Origin of the sequence: Angelakisella massiliensis, assembly GCF_900104675.1 — a bacterium.
Classification (GTDB): domain Bacteria; phylum Bacillota; class Clostridia; order Oscillospirales; family Ruminococcaceae; genus Angelakisella; species Angelakisella massiliensis.
Map to the genome: position 1 here is coordinate 180,546 of NZ_LT629945.1, position 17,371 is coordinate 197,916.

The following is a 17,371-nucleotide window of genomic DNA, read 5'->3' on the forward strand; positions in this document are numbered from 1 at the left end:
TTATTTAATCGCGCCACTCTTTCTGAAGTGCTTCACAATCAGTTTGTTGCTAATCATGCAGCCAAGGACGGCCAGGATAGCGGTGACAGCCAGGCTCAAAAGGACGTACTTCGGATCGGTGTAATACTGGGTCTGAACCTGAACCTGCTGCTCACTGACACCGGTGGCAAGAAATGCGTCTTTGAAAAACCAAATTTCTGACATACCATGTGCAGCGCGAACCAATGCCGTGATTACCCACGAAATGGACACACGCTTAATGTCATGGTAGGCATCCTTTCCGCACATGGAAAGCTCTGCGATGATACCGCCGCCCAAAAACCACGGAATCATAAATGGCCCCATCATCAATCCGGCGATAATTGCCCACATGATATTGTAGACAAGAGCGGGGCCATGCTTGCCGACTTTCATGCACATATAAACATAGAACGGTGCGAGGATAAGTGCCGCACCTGCGGCGTTAAAAATCATGGAATAGAACAGTGAAGCGCCGGTCAGGGTCGAATAGACCATAAATACAACGAACATGACCGCACAGAAGATACCGATGATTGCCGCGTCTTTGACAGTGTACTTGTTACCTGTCGATTTTTCATTTTCCATTTGGAAATCCTCCTTTGTCTTGCAGAAAGTTAGCAGTACCTAACCCACCATTCAAAAAATAGGCCAGCTTCAAGCGGTCTTTCTGCTTTTATCTGACAAAGGATATTCTAATACAGCTCAGATTTCTTCGCCACTCCATACGGACCCGCTTCTATCCAAACGGACACTCTTTCTGAATTCCGTCGGAGAGCTGCCATACGTTTCTTTGAAGGCAGAAGTGAATTTATTCGGATTTTCATATCCGATTTTACTTGCAATCTCCGTTACTGACAACTCGGTTTCCAGCAACAATTTTTTGGCGACTTGAAGCCGATAGGTACGAAGATAAGAATAGACAGAGGTTCCATAGACGCCTCGAAAGCACTTTTTCAATGCTGTTGTAGAAATCTCGAATTTCTGGGAAAGCTGTTCAATCGTATGATGTGCTGTCAAGTCCTCCGTAATATAGGACGCTACTGCTTTAATCAATGCGACCTGATTTTGATTGAAATAATCCGTCTGTAAAACTTCTTCTGCCGTATTGAGATCACTTAAGAACAGAAGCAGTTCCAGCATTTTGACTTTCATGTATCCTGGTTTTCTTTTTTCCCGGACATGATAGAGTTCCGAAAAAATATGTTCAATAGACGGATTGGCCCGCATGATGCAGCAACGGTTTCCTTCGCAAATATATTTTTGTATGTAGTGCAAATCAATATTCAATAGCTCCATGATTTGCCGTACTTCCGGCAGCAATTCATCCAGATTGATGATGATAGAAATACCGTGATAGTGGTTCAGCGGAAAACACGAATTTGACTTTTTCTTCATCATGGAGCTGATCGACAAATCGCCTTCCGCCATATAGCAGCAACTATTTTCACCAAAGCTACACTCAAAACGTCCTATCAGACAATGGTTAATCTCTATCATGTTTTTAGCTGTGGCTTGATTTTGATTGCAATATCCCATGTGCATATCGTTATAGTAAAGCTCAATACCAGAAAAAACCTGATAGACTGTAATGCGTCCATGCCCTGTTTCATTTGACAGCCGAAATATTTTACAGTCCTGCCGTAGTTCATCTTCTTCGGGAGAGCCGTATAACTTTGTCCCTTCAAATTCGTCTGGCAATTCAGACCGCAATAATACTTCAATCGCACCAGAGAGTGCTTGTTTTTCATAGGTCAGCACCACCCATTCCTCCCTTCAGTTCGCCATAACTAACTGCTATTAAGTATATGTGATAATTTCTTCTGTGTCAAATTTTGATAAAGGCCCATGACGTTAAAGATTTTTAGATGGAAATAGCCAAAATCTCTGTTTCAAATTGTAGTATTAGTAGAGGGAGAATACGAGGGTAGGGTTACGATAGCAAGCACAGCCAGTGAGTACCCACTGGCGGATTTTTGATTTAGGGGGGACCCCTGCCCCTAAATCAAAAATTGCTTGCTGGGATAGTCCCAGACCCTTATAGAAACGGAGGCGGCGCAGCATGGCAAACCGAAAGCGGAATATCCAGATGAAGTTTTGGGTGACAGAGGAGGAAAAGCGGCTCATTGAGGAGAAAATGGCCCAGCTCCACACAAAGCGGAGCGGCGCCTATCTCCGCAAAATGGCGATTGATGGGTACATCATCCAGGTGGACACCACCGACATCAAGGAGATGACCCGCGCCCTCTCCGCCATCGGCCGGAACATCAATCAGATCGCCAAACGGTTGAACGCCGGCGGTCCGGCCTACCAGGCCGACATGGAGGAGATCCGGGAGAGGATGGACCAGATATGGCAGTTACAAAGACGCATCCTATTAAGTCAACGCTGAAAGCGGCCATTGACTATATCTGCAATCCCGATAAGACAGATGGGAAACTGCTGGTGTCCTCCTTCGGCTGCTCCGCCGAGACCGCCGACATCGAATTTGCCTGGACCCGCCGCCATGCCATCGACAAGGGCACGAACCTGGGCAGGCACCTCATCCAGGCGTTTGAGCCTGGGGAGGTCACGCCGGAGGAAGCCCACCGGATCGGCATGGAGCTGGCGCGGGAGGTCCTGGGCGGCAAGTATGAATTTGTCCTTACCACCCACATAGACAGAGACCACGTCCATAATCACCTGATTTTCAATACGGTCAGCTTTCAGGACCACAAGCACTATCACTCCAACAAGCGGAGCTATCACTTCATCCGCCGCGCCAGCGACCGTATCTGCAAGGAGCATGGCCTGTCTGTCATCGTCCCCGGCCGTGACAAGGGCAAGAGCTACATCGAACACCAGGCGGAACAGAACGGCACCAGCTACAAGGCAAAGCTGCGCTCCGCCATCGACCGGCTCCTGCCCGGCTGCGCCGACCTGGAGGACCTGCTCCGCCGCCTCCAGCGGGAAGGGTATGAGCTGAAACGGGGCAAGTACATCTCCGCCAGGGCTCCGGGCCAGGAGCGGTTCACCCGTCTGAAGACCCTGGGCGCCGACTACGCCGAGGAGGCCCTGACCGCCCGAATCGCCGGAAGGCCCAGCCCCTCCCGCCAGCCGAAGCAGCGCACCGGGAAGCCCAGCCTGCTCATTGACATCCAGAATAACATCAAAGCCCAGCAGAGCGCCGGCTACAAGCATTGGGCGACCATCGAGAACTTGAAGCGGGCCGCGGAAACACTGAACTTCCTGACGGAGCATGGCATCGGAAGTTTGGAGGACCTGTCCGAGCGGTGCGACGGGGCGGCGGCTGCTACCGCCAGGGTGAAGGCGGACCTCCGAGCGACGGAGAAGGAAATGGAGCGGCTGACCCTCACCATGAAGCACGCCGCCACCTACCGTCAGCTCCGTCCACTGTATGAGGAATACCGCCAGTCCAGGGACAAGGAGAAGTTCCTCCGGGGGCATGAGGGCGAGATCATCCTGTTCGAGGCGGCGGCAAGGGAGCTGAAACGCCTGGACGCCGTACCCCTGCCCGCCACCAAGCGGCTCCGGGCCGAGATGGACGAACTCACCGCCAGACGGACCGCCCTGCAATCAGAATATCGGAAGGCCCAGCGGGAGGAGCGGGAGTACGACACCCTCCGTCAGAATGTGGAGGCTCTGCTGGAAAAGCCGAGGGAACCCGAACCGCACAGGCAGCGGAGCAACGAACTGGAATAGAGGCGGTTGTGCGCTTTGCCGGACTTTTCAAAAGCCCCTGGGCGCGGTCTGATTTTATCTGTATAATGGAGGCAGGAATGGAGGTGCTGCCAATGACGAGAACCGAGGCCGTTAAGGAATTTTTCAAGAAGGCAGTTTTGCCCGTCGCCATCGCCGGGCTGCTGTACTGCATTTTCAAATCCGCCTGCATCAGGAATGGAGAGCTGGATCTTCTCTGGCTCTGGATACTCTGCGGCCTGCCCTTCGGCATCCATCGGATGTGCGTGTGGATCGTGCCGGGCGGCGGCTCCCTGGGCGGCGGCGCCGCCCTGTTTGTTCTGAACTTCGTGATCGGCGGCATCATCGGCGGCTTCGTCCTGGTGTGGCGCCTGCTGGTGGCGGCATGGTATGTGCCCCTCACCATCTACCGCCTGATCGTAGGATATTGAGATGGACAAATGATAGAGAGCCGGCTGGCATTGACCAGCCGGCTCTCCTCATGGTGTCCGCTCCAGAATAAATTTTGTTACCAGATCCGCATACTGTTCCAGCCGCACCATCAGCGCCAGGTGGCCGCCGGTCAGGTCGGTGACCACCGTGGGACTTGGCATCAGGGCGATCAGGTCCTCCCGGCAGGCCGGGGTGAAGGTGGTGTCGTCCTCGGACAAAATCAGCAGCACCCGCCCCTCCCACGGGGCAAAATCATTGCGGGTCATGCCAAAGTAGTGTTCTGCGTCACAGAGAAAGTCAATCATGTGCTGTTCATAGGGCTTGGTGAGCAGTTCCATCATAGCGCCGCACAGTTCCTCCATAGCGGCCTTTTCCTGGGCTGTAAAGCCATCGGTTTTCTTTTTCATCACCGCCCATCTCATCATCCGCTTGATGAGCGGAAACGGCAGGAAGGCAAGCCATTTTTTGAACTTCCGCTGGCTTTCGATTATCTTCATCAGATCCTGATACCCGGCCTTGCTCATGTTGCCGGACAGCGAGCAGGTGTTGGAGAGGACCAGCCCCTCCACCACTTCCGGGTGGCGGGAGGCGATGACCTGGGCCACTACGCCGCCCAGGGACTGTCCCACCAACCAGACCTTTTCCTTCAGGTGGCGGAGTAGTTCAGCCACGGCATCGGCAAACTCGCCGTTGTCCCCGAACTGGAGCTGATAGTCAAAGGTCAGCACCGAAAAATCCCTGGCGAACCGGGCAAAGTGCTTATAAAACAGGTCGGACAGCCCAATGCCGCCCGTGAGCAGGACCAGCGTGGCTTTGGCCTGGCGATTTTGATAGTAGCGATAGGTAAAGAGTTTCCCGCTGCTGACCGTGAAGGTGGCGGCGGGATAAGTCCGGCGAAATTCTGCAAGCGTCATCAAATCTTCCTTTTTCTATTTTCCCTGCCGTTCTTTGTCCCAACGGGAACCCTTTTTGCAGATATAAAAGTCACAGCAGTCACCGCCGGCAGCCAGCGTTTTGGTACGGTAGAGCCGCCCACCCATCCAGTCGACGGACATCGTGTCCAGAGCGCATAGATAGGGAACCAGATGAGGAAGGCCCTCCTGTCGGCCCAGGGCACACAGACCGCACTGGTGGTAAAGGATCGTATATTCCTCTGCATCCCGGCCGAAGATGACCTCGGCATTCCACTGAAAGGGGTTCCTATCTGCATCCGCCAAAGATGCAGTCGCTGCTCGCTTATATTGAGCCTTCAATGTAAATGCAGTCTTGGCTTTGCCCCGGAAGGCGGTCACAACCAGAGGAGAACGCATACTGGCACTTACCATGCCCTCAAAGCACTTTTCACTCATTTTTTCTTCTGCCGCCTTATAGATAGACAGCCATAGAATTCCACCAGTCAGGCAGACCCGCAACGGGTTTTCCATCATGGAGCCAATATCCGGGGTACGGGATACCATTTGCCGGTAAATCTGCTTAGAGAGCTGCTTCAACGCAGAAATATCCCATCCCAACTCCTGCCTTGCCAGATACCGAAATGCGGCAGGAGCGATGGCAACCCACATCAGCCTTTCACAATATGTATAGTTCATGACAAACCTCCGTCTTACTTCCGCCCCGCCAGCATCCGGGAGTCGCCCAGCATCATCATGGCCGCCCGCCGGCGGGAACCGAAAGCCTCCTGGGCGGTGTCGATGAGGCGCACGTCCTCATAGCCCATGTCCCGCAGCTTTTGGACAAAGGCATCCATGTCCCCGTACTTTTTTGGCTTCATGTCATCGTTGAGCGCAAAGACGCCGCCCTTTTTCAGCACCCGCAGGGTCTCCAACAGCAGAGCCTGCTTGTCCGCACCCATTACATTGTGGTAGACATAGTTGCTCACCACGGCGTCGAAACTCTCATCAGGGAAATCCAGCTTGTTGGCATCCCCGTGCCGGAACGCACACCTGAAGCCGACGCCCTCGCTCTCGGCATTTTTCTCGCACATGGCCTGACCATAGCCGTAGGCCACACCCCAATAGTCCATGCCGGTGATTTGGGCGTCCGGCCAGGTGAGAGCCGCCCGTATGCTCAGTGCGCCGGAGCCGCATCCAACCTCCAGAAGTTGTCCCTGCCCGTCAAAATCCAGATGGGAGAGGACGACCTGATGGACCCGCTCCATCATTCCTCCGCCGCCGAAAGCGTACTGTTTCCGTATCCATGCACACCAGATCAGCAGGGCAAGCAGCGCCGCTGCGGCAACAGAGAACAGGATGCCGAGCGCGGCAATATGAAACATGGAAAAGGATATCGCTGCCAGCACCGCCGACAGGGTCAACAGCCCACCGATCATGTAAAAAACCGGGTTAGACATCCAGCTTCCGTAGTCCTCGCCGTGGGTGCCGAGTCGGATTATTTTTTGTTGCTTTTGATGTTGTTTCATTTGAACCATCTCCTATCCTATCTTTTGCAATAACAGCCCCAATCCCGCCTGAGCCGCCGCCATGAGCGGGCACAGCAGCAGCGGCCATTGGAGCAGGTGCTCTGGCAGCGCATAGCCCTTCATCCAGTCTGTGAACTCATAGCCGGGATGTCCCTCTGTACCAGGGATCACAAAACGGTCTTTCGCTTTTTTCTGGATCAGCCACACATCCAGAAAAAGAAGATCGCCTATGTTGATCATCATCCACTGGATGTATCCCATCAGGGATAGACGCCAGAATCCGGTTGTCCCGCCCTCCACAGTGCTGACCGCACCATAGAGAAGGAGGGGCAGCCACTCCCCGAAGCAGATCCAAAGCCGGTAAAAACGGTTTTCGGCCTTTGTCGGCGGATCTTTTGCCGCCTTGATGATGGCGGGCGGATAGCAGGGAAACATCAACCGGGGCTTATACAGTGCCACCGCCGCGGCGAACAGGTTAAAATAGGCCGCCATGGCGAGCCCGTCCAGGATGGTGCGCGTCCAGTTCATATACATCCCCTTTCACTTGTAAGCAAATCAATAGGTTAGCAATAACTAACCTATATGTTCAGTATATCTTATCCCGCATGAAAAAGCAATGCACCATTGATGCCATCCTGCGATTTTGCACTATGGAAATGTGGAAAACGGCCGCTCCGCCGATGGAAAGCAGATATTCACGGCCCGATGGAAAAGCCGCCGGCTTTCCCACAGCTCCGCAAGCATGACCGTTTACGCACATTCCCACAGCGCCTACTACGGCGAATATCCTTCCTGTCCGATCCTGATGGAAAGAGAAAAAAGAGAACAAAAAAAGAAGCGGGAGCGTCACCCTCGGCCCAAACCGAAGGCGGCGCTCCCGCTCTGTTATGGAAAAGCGTTCAAAACAGCCTCTTTGCACCCCTCAAATCAGAGGGAGAAGCCCGCATGGGAAATCATAAGGGCGGCTCCCGGAAAAGCTGCCACAGACGATTTTTCAGCCCATTTTCAACCCCTATCTGCACACTTTTTCGCGCGTGCGGACTGGTAATGGGGACAGGCGATGAGGACTGCCCGGAAACTCTGCTTGCAGGGATGGACACAGCCCTTGCAGATCTTGTTGTACCTGCGGCGGCCGTTCTCCCCCAGGAAGAAAGCCCATTCCAGCCGCCACTTCTTGCTCCGGCTCATAGGTCGTGCTCCCGGGGCTTCTTCTGGTGGGCCTTGTCCGGGGGCTTGCGCTCGCCGCACTCCCGCTTGGCCTCCTCCAGCCGTTCCCGGATGGAGGGGCGCTTCTCCGGGGATGTCCGGGCCGCCTCGGCCTTCGCCGCCTCCTGCTCCTCCCCCTTGCGGCCGTTATTGATAACCCCATCGATCATCCCGTAGTCGTCCTCCACGGTCATCTCGGCGGTGCGGAGAGGATTTTCCGGCTCTACCGGCAGGGCGATGATCTGCCCGTTCAGGTTGATGAACTGCTCCGGCTGCTTGAAATGTTCCGTGTACTTCTGCGCCAGCTCCGGGGGCAGCGAGGTGAAGTCCTCCTCGCTCAGGCCCACCACCAGGAAGGTGCCGGCCATGATGTCATAGAGGTTGCCCTCCTCATCCCGCAGGCCCCGGTTCAGTTCCAGGCCGATCAGCTTGCCCTCATCGTTGCAGACCAGCCCCACAGGGTCAGAGAAAGGATAGGAGGCGGTAATGTCGCCGCCCACCTCCGCTTGCAGCGAGTGAAGGCCGGGGTCGATCTCCTTCAGGTAGGGTTCCTTCCTGGGCTCCACCACCAAAACGGTCATCTTCTCCGGGGTGATATGTTCCTGGGCCTCCTCGCTGCGGATAGCGAAGGAACGGGAACCGTTGCCCATGATGAGGTACTTCCCATCGTCAGACTGATGGTGGAAGCCGTACCCGGCCGCCTCCATCTGCTCCCGGCTCATATCCGTCACATAGAAGGTGCCCCTGGGAGTCCGCACCGTTTCGCCGGTCTCCCGGTCATCCGGGGAGGGCGCCGGGGTCTGTCCGGCCAGCTCCGCCTCATACTCCCGGCCCGCCTGCTCCGCAAAGGCCAGCATCTCGTCCACATGGGACTTGTCCGGGTCCTCCAATGCCGCTTTGATTACAGCCGGATCAAAGTCAAGAAATTCCTCATAGCCGGTGGCGTCTTTGAATTTCTCAATCTCCGAAGGGAGATAGTCCTCCTGGGTCTGCCCCAGGGCGGCCAGCTTCTCATCCAGGGCGGAAATGCGGCCGGCCATCAGATTTTCGTAGATCTCCTCCTTGGCCGCGTGCTCCTCCGGGTGCTCGGCGGCATACTGCGGGTCGTGCTGGCGGAAGAACTCGTCCATATCGTAGGCGATGTCCATCGCCCATTCGGATTTTTCCTCCTCGGTCAGCTCCTCCGCGTCCTGGAAGGTCATCACCCGGTATTCCTCCGGGATGCTGCCATGCTCCCCATCGTAATACTCATGGAAGCTGCTCCCGGTGTCCCGCACATACCCCAGGTCGGTGAACTCGCCGCCCTCCTCCAGGGCGACGTCCCGGCCGTAGGCCTCATAGTCGATGTAGTTCCGCAGGTGCTCCGGCACCTGCATGGCGTCCAGCTCCTCGATGTAATACCGGCCCAGGTCGTCGTGGTCGTGGATGTCGGGGTAAATGTCGTAGCAGTCTAGGTTCTCGGTCAGGTTGATGATCTCCTGCAAGCTGCCCGAATGGTCGCCGATCTCCATCGCCGCCTGGAACTGTTCGTACTCGCCCTGGCTCATCTCGTCCAGTTTGGAGGCCAGGTAGTTGAGCTCGTCCAGGTTCTCATACTCGCCCAGCTTGTCGTAGAGGCCGTCCACATAGCAGTCATAGTCAGTGATGAACCACTCCTCATAGGGCTGGCCGAAGTCATCCTTCTGCCCAATGCCGATCCGTTCAAATACCTTCTGCATCTCCTCTGGCGTGGTGGGGAACTTCACCCATTCGCCCACCAGGTCGCCCTCGTTGTACTTGCCCAGGTTGGTGATGAAGGCGGCAAAGGGATAATCCTTGTCATATTCATAATGGGGCATATACGCACCTCCTTACAGCTCCGGCTCAGACTTCCCCTTGCGGGGCGCCTGGGCCTTATTTTTGTTCCTGCACTCCTGTTTGCTCTGTTCCAGCCGCTCCTTGATGGAGGGCTTGCGGTCCGCCTGCTTCGCCTGGGGGCGGTCGTGCTGCCATGGGTCATCCGTGGGGAACAGATACCCCCGGCTGGTGAAGCACCCCCGGTCCTCCTCCAGGGCGCGCCGGCCGAAGGGGGCGGGGTCAATGGCGGCCCGGAGGTCGTCCGTCAGGCCGATGGTCAGTTTCTCCTCCAGGTACTCCCAGCCCAGGTCCTCCAGGGTCCGAACATGGGGCTCCAGCACGAAGCAGTCCACATTTTTCTCAAATTCCAGGAACTGCTCCGCCGTGGTCAGCCGATAGGGGGACTCCTGGACAGCAGCCAGAAGATCCCGGTCCTCCTGGGATAGGGCGGCAACGGCTTTCGCTACCGCCGCCAGCTCCTCCCGGCTCATGTTCTGTTCAGCGCCGCCCAGGGAAATATCCGGGATTGCTTTATCTGCCATTCACGCCCTCCTTCCGTTTGGGTAACTCCAATTTGAAGCGGACATACTTCTCGCCGGTATCGTCCAGCACCACCACCGCGTCATAGGCGGCGCCCTTCTTTTCAGACCACATCCCCTTGACGGAGGTGCGGCCCTTCTTCAAAAGGTCGGCGGCCATCTTCTTTGTCAGCTCCTTCTTGCGGGAGGTCCAGAAACGGTCGTCCTTCCACAGCACGAAGCGGCAGGAGCGGTCGGAGCAGTAAAAGTTCTTCCTGCCCTCATAGACCGGCTTGCCGCAGCGGGGACAGAGGCCCACGGCCTCCCGCTCCGGGGCAAACAGCTTCTGGCCCTCCTCGGAGATGTGGGAATAGGTTTTCACCAGCTCCCGCGCCATGTCAGAGATCCCCGCCATGAAAGCGGCGGGATCGCCCTCACCCCTGGCGATGGCGGTCAGCTTCTGCTCCCACTCCGCCGTGAGCATGGGAGAGGTCAAAGTATCCGGCAGGACGGTGACCAGGTTAATCCCCGCCTTGGTAGGGATGAGACTTTTCCCTTTGCGCTCCACAAACCCGGCCGCCACCAGCTTCTCCAGGATCGCCGCCCTGGTGGCCGGGGTGCCCAGGCCCTTGCGCTCGGCGTCCTCCGGCATCTCCTCTTTCCCGGCAGTCTCCATCGCCGCCAGGAGGGTGTCCTCCGTGTACGCCTTGGGCGGGGCGGTGAAGTGTTCGGTGACAGCGGCCTCCACCTGGTCAAAAAGTTGACCCTCGGTGAAGTCCGGCAGAGCGGCGGGTTCCGCCTCGCCCTCCGGCTGCTCCTTCAGGGAAACGCGGAAAATGTGGTCGATCTCACGCCAGCCCTCGGAGAGGATGCGCCGCCCCTTGGCGGTGAAGGTCTGCCCGCCGCAGGTAAAGGTCGCCGTCACCGCCTCGTACACATAGGGCTCCGCAACCGCGCACAGCAGCTCCCGGCACACCAACAGAAGGATATTGCGCTCACCCACGGGCAGTTCGGACAGGTCCGCCTTCTCCAGCTCCAGCGTGGGGATGATGGCGTGGTGGTCGGACACCTTCTTGTCATTTACCAGCAAGGACACATCCGGGAAGAACTCCCCGCACCCGTCAAAGGGCGGTACCTTGGCCGCCAGGTGGAGGACCACCGAAGCGGTCTCCGCCATGTCGGCGGTCAAAAACCGACTGTCCGTCCGGGGATAGGTCAGCAGCTTTTTCTCATAGAGGGATTGTGCGTAGTCCAGCGTCTGTTTCGCCGTGTAGCCGAAGATGCGGTTGGCCTCCCGCTGGAGGGTGGTCAGGTCGTAGAGCCTGGGCGGTGCCTCTTTCTTCTGTTCACGGGTGACGGAAGCGCAGACTGCCTCCGCGCCGGCACAGGCCGCCCTCAGGGCCTCCGCCTCCTCCGGGGCGGCGATCTTCTCCGACACCGCCTCGGCCCCGCCCAGGGTCAGGCGCACATGATGGTATTTCTCTTTGCGGAACATTGTGATTTTGCTGTCCCGGTCCACCAGCATGGCAAGGGTGGGGGTCTGCACCCGCCCCACATTCAGGGTGCGGTGGTAGAGGACAGAAAAAAGTCTTGTGGCGTTGATCCCAATGAGCCAGTCTGCTTTCTGGCGGCAGAGGGCGGACTGGTACAGCGGGTCATACTCCGCGCCGGGGCGCAGGTCCTGGAAGCCCTCCCGGATCGCCGCGTCCTCCATGGAAGAGATCCACAGACGGGAGAAGGGCTTCTGGCATCCCGCCATCTCATAGACCAGCCGGAAGATGAGCTCGCCCTCCCGCCCGGCGTCGCAGGCGTTGACCAGCTCGGTGACATCCTCCCGGTCCATGAGGCACTTCAAGTTCTGGAAGGCGTCCTCCTTGTCCTTCACCAGCACATAGCGGAAGGGCTCCGGCAGGATGGGAAGGTCATCATACCGCCATTTCTTGTAGCCGGGGTCATAGCCCGCCGCATCCATCGGGGACACCAAATGGCCCACACACCAGGAAACGATGAGCCCATTCCCCTCAAAACAGCCGTCGGCCCTGGATGTGACGCCCAGGGCCGACGCGACGGCTTTTGCAACACTCGGTTTCTCGCAGATCACCAGCTTCATTTCGTTTCCTCCGTTTCTTCTTCCTGTTCCGGTTCGTCCTCGTTGATGTAGTCCTCCTCATCCTCAAAATCATAGTCGTCCGGGTCCGCGCTGGCCTTGGCCGCCTGCTTGGGCTTGATGAACTTGATATAGGCGAAGGCTCCGCCGCCGCACAGCACCAGCAGCACCAGGGCCAGCGCCAGGGCGCCCATGCCCCCGGACTTCTCCGCCTCCGGCTCCGGTTCGGGTTCCGGCTCCGGCTCCGCGCCGGCGCACTCGGCCATATTCACCGCGCACACCTCGCAGGAGGTGTTCACCGCCCCGGCCTGGCATTTCTCCGTACAGGTGCAGACCGCCGGCGCCTCCTGGGCCTCGCCATCCTCCATCAGTGCCAGGAGGTCCGCCTCGTCCACCTGGTTCAGGAAGTGGACGGTCTGCGCCCCCTCGTCATCCCGGTCGATGATGAGATAGAACACGTTGCCGCCCTTTGTCTCCACCGTGATGAACTGCTTGCCGGAGGATGTCCCGCCCAGGTCGTCAATGAGGGACAGGTTCCCATCCGGGGTCAGGGCTGCCCCTCCGCCCCCGGAGAGGCCGGAGGCGAACAGCTCCAGCAGGGCGGAGAGGTCCGTCCCGTCCAGGGAGAGGGAGAAGCTGCCCGTGTCCGTGATGGTCAGGTAGTCGGAATGAACATAGCCCTCCCGCTCCGGCAGAAGCACCTTGACCCATTCGCCCTCGGTGCCGATGACTTCTACCTGCGCCCCATCGGGAAGCTGGGTGAAGGCGTCGTTATCCAGCCCAGCGCCGGTGCGGACATTCAGGTTGCCGCCGCAGGTGGTCACGGTGCCGGTCTGCTGGGTTTCCCATTTCTCCGTGTCAGGGGTGAACAGGATACCGTCCTCGGTGACAGTCACAGTCCCCAGGCCGCCCAGCAGTTCGGTGATCTGGTCCAGGGTGTCCCCGTCTGCCTCCGTGTTATTGTCCGCGCTATCATCGCCGGCGGGATCTTCCTCATCAGTGATAGTGACCTCCGGGGCCTCGGCGTCCTCCGCAGGGTCCGCCTCCGTCCCGGCAGTTTCGGTGTAGTAGGGTTCGCCCTCCCCACCGCCGGCGAAAGCGGGGACAGCAAAGGCCGTGGCACAGAGCGCCACGGCCAGGGCCGCCGTAAACAGGCGGATGATCTTCTTATTCTTCATACTCGGTATCCTCCATCTCATTCTCGCCGGGGTCCGCCGCGGCCTCCGCCTCCATCATGCCCTCCGGCAGGGTGATGAGGCCGCTGGCGTAGGCCTTCAGGAAGGCCGTCAGTTCCCGGTTGTCCATCTTCACCGCCTTGACCATGCGGACGATCTCCAGGTTCTCCTCCTCGGTGAGCTGGGCCTCCAGGGCGCGGAGGCGCTTCTGCTGCTCGGAGATTTTCTCCTTGGTCTTTTCAATGTCACGGCGGATCTTCTCAACAGTTGCCATGTGTGCAAAACTCCTTTCCATAACTTCCATCTGCCTTTCCTCCATTCAGATTTTTTTGGTAAATCTGAATGGGGCGGCGGGGATCGGCACCGGGGATAAAGTTCGGGCCATGCTGACCCGATGTTCCGGCTCCACAGGTATGAAAAAACGCCCGGACAGCAGAAAGCTATTCGAGCGCAAAAACTCCAATATTCACTTACAGAATGACAATTTTCGCACCGGCTACCAGACGGAGCCTGTTCGTTGACTGGGCTTTTTTTGACGGTAGTGAAATATCGTCTGAATTTGTCGAAGCGTTCTTTGCTTCACGGCGGCTCCCTCCTAAAGCCGCCGTGTCAGCGTATAGGCGTCACTCCTTTGTTGAGGGCATAAGGAACGGCGGCCTTGATGTACTCAAAACCGCCGCAGTCTTTGAAAATCCATTATGGGCGCACGAAGCTACCTGCCCTGCAACGGTTTTTTTCTTTCCCGTCTGGCGGGGCAGGATAGCTTGCCTTATTCAGTTTATTCTTGCTCTTGTGCGGCTGCCTCTTTCAGCCGCGAAAAGCTCTCGTCACTGATGATGTGTTCAATCCGGCAGGCGTCGGCCTCCGCAGTTTCAGGGTCAACGCCCGCTGCGATAAGCTGTTCGGTAAAGAAACAATGTCTCTCATAGATTTTTTCAGCGACCTCGCGGCCTACATCGGTCAGATGGAGAAAATGATCTTTGTCCATTGTGAGAAAGCCGCCGTTCCGCAAGGTAGCCACTGCATGGCACACGCTGGGCTTTGACACCTCCATGTGCCGGGCCACATCTACGGAGCGCACCATACCGCGTTTCTTTTGGAGAACAAGGATGGTTTCCAGGTAGTCCTCCCCGGATTTATGTAGCTTCATAGTTTCTATCTACAGGTACAAAAAACTCCGATAGTTTTTGTTTACTAATATAATTCCAGCCATCGCTCCATTTAACTTTCCCATTTTCTATAAAGACGAAATAATTGCAGCATTTTCCGATCAACTCTGGATCATGAGTAATCACAAAAACTGTTTTTCCCATATTACTGAGTTGTTGTAGATTATCTGCAACCTCCAGCATATGATGATAGTCTAATCCGCTGGTAGGTTCGTCAAATAGGAGAATGGACTTAGCTGAGGCGATTGCACTGCCAATAGCCACTCTCTGCTTTTGCCCTCCTGAAAGAGACATAGGATGATATTCCGAGAACGCTTCCAGATTTAGACTATCTAATATGCTTATAGCGTTGTTTCTATCTAATTCTTCATCTTCTCCAGACATGCTTAACAGAATCTCATCCAGAACACTTTCCGTAAAAAGCTGATGGTTTACATCTTGCATAACCATATAGCTGATTTTCAACCGTTCCTTTGTATCATAAGAAACTCCATCCATCTCAACCGTTCCTTTTGCACCTTTCAACAGTCCACACAGGCATTTTCCAAAGGTGGTTTTCCCTGCTCCATTATGCCCAAGAACTGCCACAATACTTCCTTTAGGAATAGATAGCATTGGAATATCTAATAGGGAATGCTTCTTGTCATATGCAAAGGAAAAGTCATAGATATTGATAACACCTTTTTTTTGACTTATGGAAGGTATTTTTTGAAACACTGTCGGATTCCGTGAACGTAACCCCATGTGTATAACTTCCGTATCGTCATACTTCCAAAATGATGCGGCATCTATATCTCTTTCGATCTGTCCATTCTGTAAAATTATAATTCGATCCACAACATCCATTAGGTAATACAGCCTATGTTCCGCAATCAATATCGTTTTTCCTTTTTTCTTCCACCCAATGATTGCCTGTCTCAAATCCCAAATGGTAGCAACATCCAAATTCGAGGAAGGCTCATCCAATATAAATATATCTGGTTCCATCGCAGATACAGAAGCGCAGGCCACCTTCTGTTTTTCCCCCCCGGACAAAGCAAAAAGGTTACGTCCCATAAGATTTTGGATTTTCATTTCTCCAATGGCTTGTCCTATTCGTCTTAATATTTCCTGTTGTTCGATACCATAGTTTTCGCACCCAAAAGCAATCTCGCTGGTCGTATCCACATTAAAAAATTGGCTGCGAGGATTCTGGAATACGGTTCCTATTTTTCCATTAAAATCATAAATGGTCTGTCCTGTTACATCTTTATCATCGATTATTACTTTACCTGACATTTTTCCCTCATAATACTCTGGGATAAGTTTATTGATGATTCTCGTCAGTGTTGTTTTTCCACAGCCGGATTCTCCACAAAATAAGACTACCTGACCTGTAGGAATCGTGATAGAAATATTATGTACGCCGCTTTCACGCTCTGAACTATTATAGGTAAAAGATACATTGTCCAATTCAATCACGACATCACCCCCAATGCAAATGCCCATAATAACAGAAATATTGATATTATCAATACAATAGCATCATTTTTGCTGAATCCGATTTGTGCAATATTGGTTCGTTTAACTGAGTTACCCAATCCGCGAGTTAAAGCAGCGGCTGATAATTCATCTCCTATTTTTACAACGGAGATCAGAAGCGGTATCAGCCGGTACTCCAAAATAGTACCGGGAGACTTCCAGAACTTTTTTGTACCAAATTGAATTCCCCTCATCCGCATAGCTTCAGTAATAGATTGGGATTCTTCCTGCATGGTTGGTACAAAGCGAAATACCACAGCAATCGGAATCAGCACCTTTTTAGAAACATGCCAACGCTCCATAGAAGATACAAATTCATCCGCTTTCGTAGACTTTATGATGTAATAACCCATCATAAAGGTTGGAAATAACCGCAAGACCAATGCAATTAGAAGGACAACAATACCGTTTAACAGTTGAGGCAGAGTAGCAATGTCTTTTATATAATTGGCAATCACAGCCAAAACAAATAAGCTACCATAAATCACTGCTGTTTTTTTCTGACCGTTAACAATAAGGAGCAAAAAGGGTAGTCCTGCCAATACGCAGATGTAAGGCATGTTGTTATAAACAACAAACATTAATGTTGCTATCAGCACCATGAAAAGTAACTTTGTCCTGGGATCAAGGGAAAAGCCTTTCCTCTTTTCTGGTATGTAAGCCGGATACTGCATCATTTTACGCAATTCCTGCACGCTTAAAATGCTTTTTCAGCATTTTCTTTCCCAAAGCTGCTCCAATCAAACCACCGATAAAAATAATCCCAAGACCGGCAATTCCCATCCACCATGGCATATACTGCATGAGTTGTGTTACATACTGAGAACCCATTTCTTCTTCAATGTGCGCCATATAGGTATCTGTCATAACCCACATAGGCATACAGCAACCGATTGCACCCCAGCTAAAGACACAATATCCCATAACAATAAGTTTAAAATTCTGGAATTTCGCAACTTTAAAGAAAATTTCGGCTAAAATACCAGCAACAATATAAGAAACAAGTGGTGTCCAAGTATATCCGAGAGCAAACCAGAACAGACCAAGTATCAAAGCCATAATAAAAACCATACCTGATTTCTTTACTTTTGTAGCAAAAAGCATGAATGGTATTCCTGTGACAATCGGCACAAAAAACAAGGAAATCGGATAAAGGATAGGAACCGCATTCATCATCCCAACCACAAAGAATACTACCAGGTACATAGCGGTATAGATACCGATGTTAATTAAGTCCTTTGAATTAAGTTTGTTTGTTTTTTCCATTTTCA

18 protein-coding genes and 2 pseudogenes are annotated in these 17,371 nt (G+C 54.3%); 3 read left to right on the forward strand and 17 right to left on the reverse strand.

All coding sequences use genetic code 11. From position 1 onward, the window contains the following. Positions 1-606, reverse strand: a complete 606-nt coding sequence (locus tag BQ5383_RS06030; protein WP_071430316.1) for an MptD family putative ECF transporter S component — start codon at positions 604-606, stop codon at positions 1-3. Positions 607-723: 117 nt separating this feature from the next. Next, complete coding sequence (locus tag BQ5383_RS06035) at positions 724-1,779, reverse strand: helix-turn-helix domain-containing protein (protein WP_235821950.1); 1,056 nt, start codon at positions 1,777-1,779, stop codon at positions 724-726. Between the two features lie 301 nt (positions 1,780-2,080). Here BQ5383_RS06035 and BQ5383_RS06040 point away from each other — a divergent pair, with 301 nt between their 5' ends. From BQ5383_RS06040 to BQ5383_RS06050, 3 genes are all read left to right on the forward strand, one after another. Beyond that, complete coding sequence (locus BQ5383_RS06040; protein WP_071430318.1) at positions 2,081-2,410, forward strand: plasmid mobilization protein; 330 nt, start codon at positions 2,081-2,083, stop codon at positions 2,408-2,410. After that, positions 2,371-3,720 (forward strand): relaxase/mobilization nuclease domain-containing protein, encoded by a 1,350-nt coding sequence (locus BQ5383_RS06045; RefSeq protein ID WP_071430320.1) that lies wholly within the window; start codon positions 2,371-2,373, stop codon positions 3,718-3,720. Before BQ5383_RS06040 ends, BQ5383_RS06045 begins: the two co-directional genes overlap by 40 nt. A 92-nt stretch (positions 3,721-3,812) precedes the next feature. Beyond that, complete coding sequence (locus BQ5383_RS06050; RefSeq protein WP_071434910.1) at positions 3,813-4,148, forward strand: DUF6050 family protein; 336 nt, start codon at positions 3,813-3,815, stop codon at positions 4,146-4,148. Positions 4,149-4,196: 48 nt separating this feature from the next. On the opposite strand, the gene BQ5383_RS06055 is transcribed toward BQ5383_RS06050, so the two are convergent. The 15 genes and pseudogenes from BQ5383_RS06055 to BQ5383_RS06125 form a co-directional block, all read right to left on the reverse strand. After that, positions 4,197-5,063, reverse strand: coding sequence for an alpha/beta fold hydrolase (locus BQ5383_RS06055; RefSeq protein ID WP_071430322.1), 867 nt, complete (start codon positions 5,061-5,063; stop codon positions 4,197-4,199). 15 nt (positions 5,064-5,078) lie between these two features. Next, positions 5,079-5,738 carry an L-2-amino-thiazoline-4-carboxylic acid hydrolase gene (locus tag BQ5383_RS06060; RefSeq protein ID WP_044993466.1) on the reverse strand — a complete coding sequence of 220 codons (660 nt, stop codon included), beginning with the start codon at positions 5,736-5,738 and terminating at the stop codon, positions 5,079-5,081. A 14-nt stretch (positions 5,739-5,752) separates the two neighbouring features. After that, positions 5,753-6,568, reverse strand: a complete 816-nt coding sequence (locus tag BQ5383_RS06065) for a class I SAM-dependent methyltransferase (RefSeq protein ID WP_071430324.1) — start codon at positions 6,566-6,568, stop codon at positions 5,753-5,755. 12 nt (positions 6,569-6,580) lie between these two features. Beyond that, entirely contained in the window at positions 6,581-7,096 is a 516-nt protein-coding gene (locus BQ5383_RS06070) for a hypothetical protein (RefSeq protein ID WP_071430326.1), read from the reverse strand. 477 nt (positions 7,097-7,573) lie between these two features. Continuing rightward, positions 7,574-7,756, reverse strand: a complete 183-nt coding sequence (locus BQ5383_RS06075) for a hypothetical protein (RefSeq protein WP_071430328.1) — start codon at positions 7,754-7,756, stop codon at positions 7,574-7,576. Continuing rightward, a complete protein-coding gene (locus BQ5383_RS06080) occupies positions 7,753-9,612 on the reverse strand; it encodes an antirestriction protein ArdA (RefSeq protein WP_071430330.1) in 1,860 nt (619 codons plus the stop codon). The genes BQ5383_RS06075 and BQ5383_RS06080 overlap by 4 nt, the downstream gene beginning before the upstream one ends. A 12-nt stretch (positions 9,613-9,624) precedes the next feature. After that, entirely contained in the window at positions 9,625-10,152 is a 528-nt protein-coding gene (locus BQ5383_RS06085; RefSeq protein WP_071430332.1) for a hypothetical protein, read from the reverse strand. Further along, positions 10,142-12,238 (reverse strand): type IA DNA topoisomerase, encoded by a 2,097-nt coding sequence (locus BQ5383_RS06090; RefSeq protein ID WP_071430334.1) that lies wholly within the window; start codon positions 12,236-12,238, stop codon positions 10,142-10,144. The genes BQ5383_RS06085 and BQ5383_RS06090 overlap by 11 nt, the downstream gene beginning before the upstream one ends. Further along, positions 12,235-12,789: pseudogene (locus tag BQ5383_RS21860) on the reverse strand (DUF4366 domain-containing protein); the annotation flags it as partial. The gene BQ5383_RS06090 and the pseudogene BQ5383_RS21860, both read right to left, overlap by 4 nt. Before the next feature lie 111 nt (positions 12,790-12,900). Continuing rightward, positions 12,901-13,434 (reverse strand): annotated as a pseudogene (locus BQ5383_RS21865) (SH3 domain-containing protein); the annotation flags it as partial. After that, entirely contained in the window at positions 13,403-13,684 is a 282-nt protein-coding gene (locus BQ5383_RS06100; protein WP_071430338.1) for a DUF4315 family protein, read from the reverse strand. The pseudogene BQ5383_RS21865 and the gene BQ5383_RS06100, both read right to left, overlap by 32 nt. Positions 13,685-14,188: 504 nt before the next feature. Next, positions 14,189-14,560 carry a metal-dependent transcriptional regulator gene (locus BQ5383_RS06110; RefSeq protein ID WP_071430342.1) on the reverse strand — a complete coding sequence of 124 codons (372 nt, stop codon included), beginning with the start codon at positions 14,558-14,560 and terminating at the stop codon, positions 14,189-14,191. Continuing rightward, positions 14,547-16,040, reverse strand: a complete 1,494-nt coding sequence (locus BQ5383_RS06115; protein WP_071430344.1) for an ATP-binding cassette domain-containing protein — start codon at positions 16,038-16,040, stop codon at positions 14,547-14,549. The genes BQ5383_RS06110 and BQ5383_RS06115 overlap by 14 nt, the downstream gene beginning before the upstream one ends. Then, complete coding sequence (locus BQ5383_RS06120; protein WP_071430346.1) at positions 16,037-16,777, reverse strand: energy-coupling factor transporter transmembrane component T; 741 nt, start codon at positions 16,775-16,777, stop codon at positions 16,037-16,039. The genes BQ5383_RS06115 and BQ5383_RS06120 overlap by 4 nt, the downstream gene beginning before the upstream one ends. Before the next feature lies 1 nt (position 16,778). Beyond that, positions 16,779-17,366, reverse strand: a complete 588-nt coding sequence (locus BQ5383_RS06125) for an MptD family putative ECF transporter S component (protein WP_005341835.1) — start codon at positions 17,364-17,366, stop codon at positions 16,779-16,781. Between the last annotated feature and the right edge of the window lie 5 nt (positions 17,367-17,371).

Coding starts and splice junctions, on each gene's coding strand:
- BQ5383_RS06080 (WP_071430330.1), bottom strand. CDS start 9,612: ATGCCCCATTATGAATATGACAAGGATTATCCCTTTGCCGCCTTCATC.
- BQ5383_RS06060 (WP_044993466.1), bottom strand. CDS start 5,738: ATGAACTATACATATTGTGAAAGGCTGATGTGGGTTGCCATCGCTCCT.
- BQ5383_RS06050 (WP_071434910.1), top strand. CDS start 3,813: ATGACGAGAACCGAGGCCGTTAAGGAATTTTTCAAGAAGGCAGTTTTG.
- BQ5383_RS06090 (WP_071430334.1), bottom strand. CDS start 12,238: ATGAAGCTGGTGATCTGCGAGAAACCGAGTGTTGCAAAAGCCGTCGCG.
- BQ5383_RS06065 (WP_071430324.1), bottom strand. CDS start 6,568: ATGAAACAACATCAAAAGCAACAAAAAATAATCCGACTCGGCACCCAC.
- BQ5383_RS06040 (WP_071430318.1), top strand. CDS start 2,081: ATGGCAAACCGAAAGCGGAATATCCAGATGAAGTTTTGGGTGACAGAG.
- BQ5383_RS06070 (WP_071430326.1), bottom strand. CDS start 7,096: ATGAACTGGACGCGCACCATCCTGGACGGGCTCGCCATGGCGGCCTAT.
- BQ5383_RS06120 (WP_071430346.1), bottom strand. CDS start 16,777: ATGATGCAGTATCCGGCTTACATACCAGAAAAGAGGAAAGGCTTTTCC.
- BQ5383_RS06075 (WP_071430328.1), bottom strand. CDS start 7,756: ATGAGCCGGAGCAAGAAGTGGCGGCTGGAATGGGCTTTCTTCCTGGGG.
- BQ5383_RS06100 (WP_071430338.1), bottom strand. CDS start 13,684: ATGGCAACTGTTGAGAAGATCCGCCGTGACATTGAAAAGACCAAGGAG.
- BQ5383_RS06030 (WP_071430316.1), bottom strand. CDS start 606: ATGGAAAATGAAAAATCGACAGGTAACAAGTACACTGTCAAAGACGCG.
- BQ5383_RS06110 (WP_071430342.1), bottom strand. CDS start 14,560: ATGAAGCTACATAAATCCGGGGAGGACTACCTGGAAACCATCCTTGTT.
- BQ5383_RS06045 (WP_071430320.1), top strand. CDS start 2,371: ATGGCAGTTACAAAGACGCATCCTATTAAGTCAACGCTGAAAGCGGCC.
- BQ5383_RS06085 (WP_071430332.1), bottom strand. CDS start 10,152: ATGGCAGATAAAGCAATCCCGGATATTTCCCTGGGCGGCGCTGAACAG.
- BQ5383_RS06055 (WP_071430322.1), bottom strand. CDS start 5,063: ATGACGCTTGCAGAATTTCGCCGGACTTATCCCGCCGCCACCTTCACG.
- BQ5383_RS06125 (WP_005341835.1), bottom strand. CDS start 17,366: ATGGAAAAAACAAACAAACTTAATTCAAAGGACTTAATTAACATCGGT.